This window comes from Tolypothrix tenuis PCC 7101 (genome assembly GCF_963874875.1).
In the GTDB taxonomy this organism is placed as follows: domain Bacteria; phylum Cyanobacteriota; class Cyanobacteriia; order Cyanobacteriales; family Nostocaceae; genus Aulosira; species Aulosira tenue.
This window is the reverse complement of sequence record NZ_CAWNJS010000001.1, coordinates 5,565,865-5,579,665: the sequence shown is the minus strand read 5'-3', so window position 1 is coordinate 5,579,665 and position 13,801 is coordinate 5,565,865. Positions and strand designations below refer to the sequence as shown.

The following is a 13,801-nucleotide window of genomic DNA, read 5'->3' as shown; positions in this document are numbered from 1 at the left end:
AATAAATTACAGACATCTGGGAATACTAGATTGAGAAAATATCAGATGAGCGCAATATGGTTAATAATCTTGTTAGTATTCCTGGATATCGCATTAGTGAAGAACTCTACAATGGTTCGAGAACAATAGTTTATCGCGCAGTCAGAGAAAGCGATTCAGTAGCAGTAGTGATCAAACTGCTGAAAAATCCTTACCCCAGCTTTAGTGAATTGTTGTTATTTCGCAACCAGTACACCATCGGCAAAAATCTCACATCACCCCTGATTATCCAAACCTATAGCCTTGAACCCCTGCAAAATGGCTATATGTTAGTTATGGAAGATTTTGGGGGAATTTCTCTCAAGGACTATTTTACGAAAAATCAGCAATTCGCATCTTTAGAGGAGTTTTTAGTAATAGCGATCGCACTCTGTGACACCTTAGACTTACTCTACCATGAGCGGATTATCCACAAAGATATCAAGCCCAGCAATATCTTAATTAATCCCGAAACTAAACAAGTTAAATTAATCGACTTTAGTATTGCATCATTATTACCCAGAGAAACTCAAACATTAATCAATCCCAATGTTTTAGAAGGAACACTGGCTTATATATCTCCAGAACAAACCGGGAGAATGAATCGGGGTATTGACTACCGCACAGATTTTTATTCTTTAGGTGTGACTTTCTATGAATTACTGACAGGCGAGTTACCGTTCCAGTCTGAGGATGCGATGGAATTGGTACATTCTCACATTGCGAAAACAGCACCATTCATACACGCAATTAATCCAGATATCCCCTCAGTTATCTCAGAAATCGTCAAGAAGTTGATGGCGAAAAATGCTGAAGACAGATATCAGAGTGCATTAGGATTGAAATTTGATTTAGAAAAATGTTTAACTCAGTTAAAAGAAACTGCGGAAATTAAAAGCTTTGAGCTTGGACAAAGGGATGTGTGCGATCGCTTCATCATTCCCGATAAATTATATGGCAGAGAGACAGAAGTTCAAACCCTACTAGAAGCCTTCGATAGAGTCAGCCTTGGTGCAACAGAAATGATGCTGGTGGCTGGTTTCTCTGGAATTGGTAAAACTGTGGTTGTCAACGAAGTACATAAACCAATTGTTAGACAACGCGGCTATTTTATTAAAGGTAAATTTGACCAATTTAATCGCAATATTCCCTTCTCTGCTTTTGTCCAAGCATTCCGTGATTTAATGGGGCAATTATTAACTGAAAGCGATACCCAGCTAGAAAAATGGAAACATAAAATATTAGAGGCTGTTGGGGAAAATGGACAAGTAATTCTTGACGTTATCCCCGAATTAGAAAAAATTATTGGTCAACAAACACCAGCGATAGAATTATCAGGAACAGCAGCCCAAAATAGATTTAATCTATTATTTCAAAAATTCACCCAAGTCTTTAGCAGCAAAGAACATCCCCTAGTAATATTCCTGGATGATTTACAATGGACTGACTCTGCATCACTCAAGTTAATGCAGCTATTAATGACGGATACAGGTCATCTTTTCATTATTGGTGCATATCGTGATAACGAAGTTCATCCTGGACATCCATTAATGCTGACTTTGAGTGAAATTCAAAAGACACAAGCCACAATTAACACAATTACTTTAGCACCACTCAGTCAAGTAAAAGTAAATCAATTAGTTGCTAATACCCTTAAATGTCCAGAAGAATTGGCATGGAATCTTTCTGTATTAATTTCTCAAAAAACGCAAGGTAATCCATTTTTTGTCACCCAATTTCTCAAGGCATTACATCAAGATGGGCTGATTCAATTTGATTTTGAGTTAGGCTGTTGGCAATGTGATATTTCCCAAGTGATAATGCAATCGGTGACAGATGACGTTGTGGCTTTTATGAGCTTGCAATTGCAAAAATTACCGCCATCAACTCAAGAAGTATTGCAATTAGCTGCTTGTATTGGTAATTCTTTTGATTTAGCAACTTTAGCCATTGTTTCATCACAATCTGAAATTGAAACAGCAACTTGTTTATGGAAAGCATTACAAGAAGGTTTAATTTTACCAATTGGTGATGTTTATAAGTTTTATGTCGGGCAAAAAAAGTTAGTAAACATATCGACTAATCAACAAACTGTTACATACAAATTTATACACGATCGCGTCCAACAAGCGGCTTACTCATTAATCCCAGAAGCACAAAAACAGACAACCCATGTCAAAATCGGTCGTTTATTGTGGTCAAACACACCAGAAGCAGAAATAGAGGAACAGGTTTTTGCGATCGCTAATCAGTTAAATATTGGCATTGAACAATTCCATGAACCACAAGAACGCCATCAACTCTCCCGCTTAAATTTGATCGCCGGGAAAAAAGCCAAAGCCTCAACCGCCTATAAGGCTGCACTAGCTTACCTAAAAATCAGTATTGATTTACTCCCCGCCAACCCTTGGCAATCTGACTATGATTTCACCTTAAGCTTATACAACGAAGCTACCGAAGCCAGCAATCTCAGTGGCGAGTTGGACTTAATGGAAAACTTTGTCCAGGAAGTTTTACAACAAGCCAAAGCAGTCATTGATACAGCCAAAGTCTACGAAGTCAAAATTGAAGCCTACACAATCCAAAGTAAGTTCTTGGCGGCTATTGATACAGCCATGCAATTTTTGCAGCCGATTGGCATTGAGTTTCCCCCAGAACCGACAGACGAAGATTTTATGTTAGCTTTACAGGAAAATCAAGCTCTCCTCAGTGGTAAAACAGTAGCTGAGTTAGCTGATTTACCAGAAATGCAGCAGCCGGAATTACAAGCCGCCTTGCGTGTCTTAGTTAAAGTCACGACTCCTGCTTATCTGGCAAAACCGCAGCTTCATCGCTTAGTGATACTCAAGGAAGTTGCTCTGTCTGTAAAATACGGTAATACCTCTGCTTCTGCTGTAGCTTACTCAGGGTATGGACTCATGCTTTCTGGGCAGATACAAACTATCCCCACAGGTTATGAATTTGGTCAGTTAGCATTGCAAGTCCTATCCAAGTTTCGCGATCGAGAATACGAAGCCTTTATCCTTGTTGTCGTTTATCATTTGATTAGCCACTGGCAAGAACCTCTTACAGCCACCCTCAAGCCATTAATCAAAACCTATACCAGTGGTTTGGATACGGGGGATTTGGCTTTTGCTGGTTACGCTGCCTACGTTTATTGCTGTCAAGCTTATATCGCCGGTCAAGAATTAACTAAATTAGCGAATGAATTGGCAATTTACAGTGCAGCTTTAGTCAAAATTCACCAACAAAGCGCACTGAACTATACCAATCTTTATCACCAAGTGGTATTGAATTTAATCGAGCCAACAAATACACCTTGGGAATTAGTTGGTACAGCCTACGATGAAAAGTCAATGCTGCTATTCTATGAGCAAGCTAATGATGGCAATGGTTTATGGAATTTTTGGGTCAACAAACTGACGCTTTGCTATCTGTTTGAAGTCCTAGATTTGGCAGTGGAATGTGCGATTAAAGCTAAACCATACTCTGTTGCAGGATATGCAACGACTAACATTTCATTGCTCAATTGGTATGATTCTTTAGTGCAACTTGCTTTATATCCTACCGCTTCACCCACAGAACAACAGCAGACTTTACAGCAGGTAGCAAAAAATCAAGAGACACTGGAACAGTGGGCAAATTATGCACCCATGAATCAGTTGCATCGATTCTATTTAGTGGAAGCGGAAAAGCATCGAGTTTTAGGTGATAAAACCGCAGCTATAGAATTTTATGACCGAGCGATTTCTCAGGCCAAAGCTAACGGCTACATTCAAGAAGAAGCATTAGCCAACGAACTAACTGCCAAATTCTATCTCAACTGGGAAAAAGAGAAAGTTGCCGCAGGTTATATGCAGGAAGCATATTATTGTTATGCTCGATGGGGAGCAAAAACCAAAGTTGCTGACTTAGAAAACCGCTATCCCCAATTACTTGCGCCAATATTACAGCAAAGCCGTTCGCTTTTTTCCACTAACGAAACTATCTTCACCTTGGGGACTGTCACATCTACCAGTACTTCCAGTTCTAGCAGCAGTGTTTCAAATACCCTAGATTTAACAGCAATTTTCAAAGCGTCTCAATCTATCTCAGGGGAAATCGAACTAGAAAAACTGCTTTCATCCTTACTAAGAATCGTGATTGAAAATGCTGGGGCTGATAAATGTGTGTTAATGCTCCTACAAGACAATCATCTATTAATTCAAGGCGCAATTACCCAAGGGACACAACCCATTGTGTTGCAAAGTTTTGCTATTGCAGAAAGTCAAGATATTCCCCATAAGCTGATTAACAAAGTCAAAAACAATCAACAAACTCTAGTGCTACTGGATGCAAGCGCAGATATCACTTTCGCCAACGATCCCTATATTATCCGTCAACAGCCTCAAAGTATTTTGTGCAGTCCGATTTTGCATCAAGGTAAATTGCTGGGGATTTTATATCTAGAAAATAACTTAGCAAAGGGGGCGTTTACCAGCGATCGCATCGAACTACTCAACCTCATTTGCGCTCAAGCAGCTATTTCTCTTGAAAATGCCCAACTTTATAAACGTTCTCAGGAATCAGCCCAACAATTAAAGCGATCGCTCCATGAATTGAAAACTGCTCAATCCCGCTTCCATAATCTCGTGGATAACGTTCCTGGGGTGGTTTATCAATTGCTGATGCTTCCCGATGGTTCGGTGTCAATGTCATACATTAGTAACGACTGTTATGAACTTTATGAAATCACCGCTTCTGAAGCGATCGCCAATGTGCAGATCCTCATAGATATGGGACATCCAGAAGATGTTGAATCTTATCATCAGTCGGTTGCAGATTCATTTATCACCCTAAATCCCTGGTTATGGGAGGGGCGAATTATTACACCCTCTGGAATTACTAAATGGATTCACGGTCAAGCGCGCATCGAAAAACTTGTTGATGGGACGTTAGTGTGGGATGGCTTGTTACTGGATATTAGCGAGCGTAAACAAGCTGAACTGGCTTTACAACAAGCCCAATTACAAATGGTGCAAAGTGAGAAAATGTCAGCCTTGGGTAACTTAGTCGCTGGTGTGGCTCATGAAATGAATAATCCTTTGGGCTTTATTGCAGCAACTCTCAAACAAGCTCAACCCACAATCGCTGATTTGAGTGAACACATCAAATTGTATCAACAAACTTTTCCAGACAAGAGTGATGAAATTCAAGACCATGAGTCAGAAATTGACCTAGACTATACCATAGAAGACTTGCCGAAGATGATGAATGCAATGGTCATGGCTTGCGACAGATTAAAAAATATCAGCACTTCCCTACGCACATTCTCCCGTGCTGATAGAGATTACAAAGTGCCATTTAATCTTCATGAAGGCATTGATAGCACAATTTTAATTCTCAAACATCGTCTCAAAGGTAACGAACAACGTCCCGCGATTGAAGTAACAACTAAATACTGTGATTTACCCCAAGTTGAATGTTTTCCTGGGCAATTAAATCAAGTATTTATGAATATTTTAGCTAATGCCATTGATGCTTTAGATGAATCAAATCACGAACGGACTTTTGCAGAAATTCAAGCTCATCCTAACTCCATTACAATTACCACATCAATAGCAGATAAATACGTGAAAATCTCTATTGCTGATAATGGTAAAGGGATGAGCGAAGAAGTAAAACACAAAATATTTGACCATTTATTTACTACTAAAGCTGTCGGGAAAGGCACAGGTTTAGGATTAGCTATAGCCAAACAAATTGTCGAAGAAACTCACGCTGGAAAATTGAAATGTAACTCAGCTTTAGGAGAAGGTACTGAATTTATCATTGAGATTCCCTTGTAAATTGTAGCTCTACTTATCTATCTGGGAATACTAGATTGAGAAAATATTAGATGAGCGCAATATGGTTAGCACTCTTGTCAGTATTCCTGGATACCGCATTAATGAAGAACTCTACAACGGTTCGAGAACAATAGTTTATCGCGCAGTTAGAGAAAGCGATTCAGTAGCAGTAGTGACCAAACTGCTGAAAAATCCTTACCCCAGCTTTAGCGAAATGTTGTTATTTCGCAACCAGTACACCATCGGCAAAAATCTCACTTCACCTCTGATTATCCAAACCTATAGCCTCGAACCTCTGCAAAATGGCTATATGTTAGTTATGGAAGACTTTGGGGGAATTTCTCTTAAGGATTATTTTACGAAAAATCAGCGTGTCGCATCTTTAGAGGAGTTTTTAGTAATAGCGATCGCACTCTGTGACATCTTAGATTTACTTTACCACGAGCGAATTATTCATAAAGATATTAAACCTAGTAATATCTTAATTAATCCCGAAACTAAACAAGTTAAATTAATTGACTTTAGTATTGCTTCTCTCCTACCCAGAGAAACTCAAACCCTAGTTAACCCCAATGTTTTAGAAGGAACACTGGCTTATATCTCCCCCGAACAAACCGGGAGAATGAATCGGGGGATTGACTATCGCACAGATTTTTATTCCCTGGGTGTAACTTTCTACGAATTGCTGACAGGTGAGTTACCATTCTCATCTAATGATGCGATGGAATTGGTGCATTCTCATATTGCTAAAACCCCATCTTTAGCACATGAAATTCATCCAAATATCCCTTTGGCTATCTCAAAAATCTTCAGCAAGTTGATGGCGAAAAATGCTGAAGATAGATATCAGAGTGCGTTAGGCTTGAAATTTGATTTAGAAAAATGTTTAACTCAGTTAAGAGAAACTGGGGAAATTCCAAGTTTCGAGATTGGACAAAGGGATTTGTGCGATCGCTTCATCATTCCCGATAAATTATATGGCAGGGAAGGTGAAGTTCAAACCCTCCTAGAAGCATTTGAAAGAGTCAGCCAGGGTACAACAGAGATGATGCTAGTGGCTGGGTTTTCGGGAATTGGGAAAACCGCCGTTGTCAACGAAGTGCATAAACCAATTGTTAGACAACGCGGTTATTTCATCAAAGGCAAATATGACCAATTTCAACGCAATATTCCCTTTTCGGCATTTGTCCAAGCATTCCGTGATTTAATGGGGCAATTATTGACCGAAAGCGATGCCCAAATTCAACAATGGAGAAGTAAAATATTAGAGGCTATTGGGGAAAATGGACAAGTAATTATTGACGTTATACCTGAATTAGAAAACATTATTGGTCAACAACCACCAGCCGTAGAATTATCAGGAACAGCCGCCCAAAATAGATTTAATCTATTATTTCAAAAATTCACCCAAGTCTTTACAACTAAAGAACATCCCTTAGTAATATTCCTTGATGATTTGCAATGGGCTGATTCTGCATCACTCAAGTTAATGCAGCTATTAATGACCGATACTGGTCATCTTTTCATCATTGGTGCATATCGTGATAACGAAGTTTACCCAGCACATCCATTAATGCTGACATTGAGTGAAATTCAGAAAAAACAAGTAATAATTAACACGATTACCTTAGCTCCCTTAAGTAATGTACAAGTGAATAAGTTAGTGGCTGACACCCTCAAATGTCCAGAAGAATTAGCAGGGAATTTTTCTGTATTGATCCATCAAAAAACAGAAGGTAATCCATTTTTTGCTACCCAGTTTCTGAAATCATTATATCAAGATGGACTGATTAAATTTGATTTTGAGTTGGGCTGTTGGCAATGTGATATTTCTCAAGTCAAGGTGCAAACAGTTACAGATAACGTTGTGGCTTTTATGAGTTTGCAATTGCAAAAACTACCGCCATCAACACAAGAAATATTGCAGTTAGCAGCTTGTATTGGCAATTCTTTTGATTTAACAACTTTGGCTATTGTTTCATCACAATCTGAAATTGAAACAGCAGCTTGTTTATGGAAAGCATTACAAGAAGGATTAATCTTACCGATTGGTGATGTTTATAAGTTTTATGTCGGGCAAGAAACTCAAGCATCTACTTCAGAAAATAAACAAACTGTTAATTACAAATTTCTACATGACCGAGTGCAACAAGCCGCTTATTCTCTGATTCCTGATGACCAAAAACAAGCAACTCATCTACAAATTGGACGCTTACTTCAACAACGATTGTTAGAGAATGAGCAAGAAGAAAGAATCTTTGATATTGTTGGGCATTTAAATCAAGGGCTGGGATTGATCACTCAAGCAAACGATCGCCAAACCTTAGCCCAATTAAACTTTCAAGCTGGGGTAAAAGCGAAAACTGCTACTGCTTATACCGCCGCTACCGAGTATTTCCAAATTGCGATCGCCCTTTTAGAGTCCGATTGCTGGCAAACACAATATGAATTAGCCCTAAATTTGTATGTAGCAGCTGCCGAAGTCAGTTATTTAAATGGTGATTTTGAGAGCATGGAACAGCAGGCTGCACTAGTATTGCAGCAGGCAAAGACGATTTTTGACAAAGTGAAGATTTTTGAAATTCAAATCGCAGCCCAATCAGCTCGCAGCCAGATGTTAGAGGCGATCGCCATCGCCAGAGACGCACTAGCAGAATTTGGCATAGATTTACCCACACAAGCAGACGAAGCAAAGATTAGCCAAGCCTTACAAGACTTGCAAGCCCAACTTAACAGCAGAGAAATCGAGTCACTCATCGACTTACCCATCATGAGTGAACCCAAAGCGATCGCCGCAATGCAATTATTGAAAATTTTATTTGCCCCCATATTGGTTGGTAATCCGAGTTTACTACCCCTGTTGAGTGCAACAATGGTACGCTTATCGCTGCAATTTGGTAATAATCCCGCCTCAACCGTAGGATATGCCATTCATGGCATGATGTTATGTGCTTTTTTTAATGAGGTGGATACTGGCTACAAGTTTGGTTACTTAGCTATCTCGTTACATGAAAAATTCAATAATCAGGCAATGAAGTGCTTTGTAGCAGGCATTTTTGGAAGTTTTATCCAACATCGCCAACAATCTTTTTTAGCAACACTATTGACGATGAAAGAAGCTTATACAGGTTGTATGGAAACTGGCAATTTTCTCTACGCCGGCTACAACATGCAAGGTTATGCTTTTACGGCACTGTTCGCTAATGTAGACTTAGATACTTTGTCCGCCGAATTACCTCCTTACAGTCTTTTTTTGACCCAAGTGAAACAGGATGGGACTTGTATTTTAGTAAACCTAGTGCGTCAAGTAGTGGAGAATTTGCAAGAAACATTCAGTCAACCCGATAGCTTGATTGGCACTTTTTACAATGAAACATTAATGTGGCCGAAGCATCAGCAAGATAACGATCTCGTACCTATCGCTTATGGCTATGTCTACAAACTGATGCTTGCCTACTTGTTTAGCAATTATCAGAATGCCCTTGACTATATTCACCAAATCCAGCCCTATTTTATGGCAGCAGCCGGAGCAGTGCATATTCCCATTTTCCACTTCTATGCTGCCCTCACACATCTAGCACTCTTACCCAGTCAGTCGCCAAGCGAGTCAGCAGACATTCTGGTTCAGATGCAAAGCCATCAAACTATTCTGCATCAATGGGCGCAAACAGCAACCATGAATCACTTACACAAATGGTATTTAGTGGAGGCTGAACGTCATCGGGTTTTGGATGAAAAAATCGCTGCAACTGAATGTTATGACAAAGCAATTTCTGGGGCGAAAGCTAACAAATACATCCAAGAAGAAGCACTAGCTAACGAACTCGCCGCAAAATTCTATCTTGATTGGGGCAAACAGCGTATAGCCCAAGAATACATGATTGAAGCCTACTATTGTTATGCCCGATGGGGAGCAAAAGCCAAAGTTGCCGACTTAGAAAAACACTATCCCCAATTACTCGCCCCCATATTACAGCAAAGCCGTTCTGTGTTTTCCACTAACGAAACTATCTTCACCTTGGGAACTGTCACCTCCACCAGTGCTGCTACATCCAGCAGCAGCAGTGTTTCAAATACTCTAGATTTAAAAGCAATTCTCACAGCATCTCAAACTATCTCTGGTGAAATCGAACTAGAAAAACTGCTTTCATCGTTGCTTAGAATCGTCATTGAAAATGCTGGTGCTGATAAATGTGTGTTAATGCTGTTGCGAGACAACCGCCTGCTAATTAAAGGCTCAATTACCCAAGGAACAAACCCAGTGGTGTTGCAAAGAATTCCTGTTGAAGAAAGTCAGGATATTCCTCACAAGCTGATTTACAAAGTCAAGCACAGCCAACAAACTGTTGTCTTATTGGATGTAACCGCAGATATCACCTTTGCCAACGATCCCTATATTATCCGTCAGCAGCCTCAAAGTATTTTGTGCAGTCCAATTTTATATCAAGGTAAGTTGCTGGGGATTTTATATCTGGAAAATAATTTAGCCAAGAGAGCGTTTACCAGCGATCGCATCGAACTCCTCAACCTACTCTGCACACAAACCGCCATTTCTCTTGAAAATGCCCAACTTTATGAACGTTCTCAGGAATCAGCCCAACAATTAGAGCGATCGCTCCATGAGTTAAAAACTGCTCAATCCCGCTTCCATAATCTAGTAGATAACGTTCCTGGGGTGGTGTATCAATTTTTGATGGCGACCGATGGTTCGGTGTCAATGCCTTACATGAGTAGCGACTGTTACAATCTCTATGAAATCACTGCATCTGAAGCGATCGCCAATGTGCAGATTCTCATGGATATGACACATCCAGAGGATGTTGATGCTTATCGTCAGTCCATTGCAGATTCAGCTAAAACCTTAACTCCCTGGCGTTGGGAAGGGCGAATTGTTACCCCCTCTGGAATTACTAAGTGGATTCGCGGAGAATCGCGCATAGAAAAACTTGCCAATGGTACGTTAGTGTGGGATGGATTGGTGTTGGATATTAGCGAACGTAAACAAGCTGAACTGGCTTTACAACAAGCGAATTTACAAATTATCCAAAGTGAGAAAATGTCTGCATTAGGTAACTTAGTTGCTGGTGTCGCCCACGAAATGAATAATCCTTTAGGATTTATTGCTGCTAGTCTCAAACAAGCTAAACCCACCTTTGCCGATATTATCGAACACTTGAAAATCTATCAAGAAACCTTAAGCGAGAAAACTGAAGAAATCCTCGACCACGAGTCAGAAATTGATTTGGAATATACCATAGAAGACCTACCTAAAATGCTGGATTCTATGACAATGGCTTGCGATAGATTAAAAAATATCAGCACTTCCCTACGCACATTCTCCCGTGCTGATAGAGATTACAAAGTACTATTTAATATTCACGAAGGTATTGATAGTACAATCTTAATTCTCAAGCATCGTCTCAAAGGTAGCGACCAAAATCCAGCAATTGAGGTAATCACTAACTACGGTAATTTACCCCAAATAGAATGTTTCCCTGGGCAATTAAATCAGGTATTTATGAATATTTTAGCTAATGCGATTGATGCATTAGATGAATCGAATCACGGACGGAGTTTTGAGGACATTAAAGCTCATCATAACTCGATTACAATTACCACATCAATAGTAAATAAATCTGTGAAAATCTCTATTGCTGATAATGGTAAAGGGATGAGTGAAGAAGTAAAACACAAAATCTTTGACAATTTATTTACGACAAAAGCTGTAGGTAAAGGCACAGGTTTAGGGTTGGCGATCGCTAAACAAATTGTTGAGGAAACTCATGCTGGTAAGTTGTATTGCCAATCGATCCCCAGTGAAGGTACTGAATTTATCATTGAGATACCGTGTCAATTGTAGCTCTACTTATCTACCTGGGAATACTAGATTGAGAAAATACTCAGATGAGCGCAATATGGTTATACCAATTCAAATAATGTTTGCGACAGATAAATTCCATGTAGGGGCACGGCATCCACAATCTTTTGGTATATTCAAATATCTTACAGGTGCCGTGCCCCCACCTATCTGTCGCGTTCTTTTTTCAAAATGGTATTAGCACTCTTGTCAGTATTCCCGGATATCGCATTAATGAAGAACTCTACAATGGTTCGAGAACAATAGTTGATCGTGCAGTGCGAGAAAACGATTCTGTACCAGTAGTTATAAAAATGCTGATGTACAAGGATATTTTAGTGAGTCTCTACCTGCACAACACTTTGGCATTGGTCAACGAATTTTGGATTTTGGATTGACCCCGACCACAAGGGTGCAGGGCTTGATAGCGCAGCGTAAAGCCTTCTCTTTGAGAGGCTTCGCCAACGGCATAGCTTTGCTTAGAGCGAGTCATAGAGCGTCGGATTTTAAATTTTGGATTTTAGATTTGTTCCGCCTACGGATGAGCATGAACCAAAAAATCTAAAATCGGCAATCTAAAATCGGCAAAGTCAACTGGTTTGACTGATACCAAAGCTAACCGCAAACTAGCCGAAATGAAAGCTACTGCATTTATGCAACGCCGAATTTTTAAATTTGCATTGGTTTCATTCCCACCCAATCCAAGCAAAGCTGACGGAAATGATCGCCTCGGACTTCAAAATTGGGATATTGGTCAAAACTAGCGCAAGCTGGAGATAGCAGCACTACAGTAGCTTGGTACTTTTTAGCTAATTCTGCGGCTTGGGGAATTGCCTTGTCCATCGTTTCCACAATTTCATAATTAGCATACCCCACCGCTTGCAGACGTTGGGCAAATGCTGGGGCGGCGTTCCCAATTAATAAAACGGCGGCGGCTTGGGCTTGAATCTTGGCTAACCAGCCTGTGTCATCACCGGCTTTGGCTTCACCACCGGCAATCAAAATTGCTGGGCTGTTCACCGATGCTAAACCAACTTCCGCCGCATCATAGTTGGTGGCTTTGCTGTCGTTGATAAAATCTATGCCTTCCCAAGTGCAGATATGTTCTAAACGATGGGCTACACCAGGGAATTCGCGAATGGCGCGGGAAATAGCATCACGATCAATTTTTGCTAATCTTGCGGCTGCAACTGCCATCAGGAGGTTTTGCTGGTTGTGTTCTCCTACCATCCGCAAAGCAGAGGCTTCTACAATTGGTTCTGGTGTGGAGGTGGCAGATAATTGTTCTATTACCCAGCCATCTTCAATATAAAAGCCTTTGTCACCTATAAGGAAATCTTTACCTTTGACACTTGTCCAATAGGCATCAGGCCAATCACTTAGACCTACTTTACTCAGATAGGCATCATCGCCATTGAATACTTGCAATTGCGATTTATGTAATAGCTGGGCTTTAATTTTGTAGTAATTATCTAAGGTTTTATGGCGACTGAGATGATCGGGTGTGAATGTCGTCCAAACACCAATTCTCGGCGCAAGAGTTACAGAAGATTCTATTTGATAACTACTGATTTCTCCTATTACCCAATCTGGCTGTTTTGCTGCTAAAGCAACTTCGCAAGCAGCATAGCCAATGTTACCGCAGGCAGGGGCATCTAAACCCGCAGCTTGAAAAATTGCTGCAATTAACGCAGTGGTTGTAGTTTTACCATTTGTGCCGGTAATTCCTACCCAAGGTGGAGTTTGTAAATATCGCCAAGCTAACTCCATTTCCCCGATAGTTTCAATACCTAATTCTCTGGCTTTAACTAATACCGGAATATCCCAAGGTACACCAGGACTGACAACTATTAATTGCGGTAAATCAGCCTCATTGAATTCTAGGGAGTACCCCAGTTTTACAGTTATGTTTTCTGTAGCAAGTTCTTGTTGTTGTTTGAGGAGGGTTTCGGAGGTGTTACTATCACTTAGCACCACCTCCCAGCCTTCCCTTCGCAACAATCTTGCCGCAGCAATACCGGATTTTCCTAATCCAATGACAGCAGATCTAGGCATAGATTGTGTGTAGCAGAGTCTCCCTGGTTAAGCACTACTGATC

General features: G+C 40.3%; 3 protein-coding genes. 2 read left to right on the top strand and 1 reads right to left on the bottom strand.

Annotation, left to right across the window (positions count from 1 at the left end; genetic code table 11):
* Positions 1-56: 56 nt before the first annotated feature.
* The gene (locus AACU25_RS21995) at positions 57-5,846 is read left to right on the top strand and encodes a trifunctional serine/threonine-protein kinase/ATP-binding protein/sensor histidine kinase (RefSeq protein WP_096579275.1); all 5,790 of its coding nucleotides are present in this window, start codon (positions 57-59) and stop codon (positions 5,844-5,846) included.
* A 61-nt stretch (positions 5,847-5,907) separates the two neighbouring features.
* Positions 5,908-11,706, top strand: coding sequence for a trifunctional serine/threonine-protein kinase/ATP-binding protein/sensor histidine kinase (locus AACU25_RS21990; protein ID WP_096579273.1), 5,799 nt, complete (start codon positions 5,908-5,910; stop codon positions 11,704-11,706).
* A 666-nt stretch (positions 11,707-12,372) separates the two neighbouring features.
* On the opposite strand, the gene murD is transcribed toward AACU25_RS21990, so the two are convergent.
* Positions 12,373-13,758, bottom strand: coding sequence for a UDP-N-acetylmuramoyl-L-alanine--D-glutamate ligase (gene murD, locus AACU25_RS21985; protein ID WP_096579271.1), 1,386 nt, complete (start codon positions 13,756-13,758; stop codon positions 12,373-12,375).
* Between the last annotated feature and the right edge of the window lie 43 nt (positions 13,759-13,801).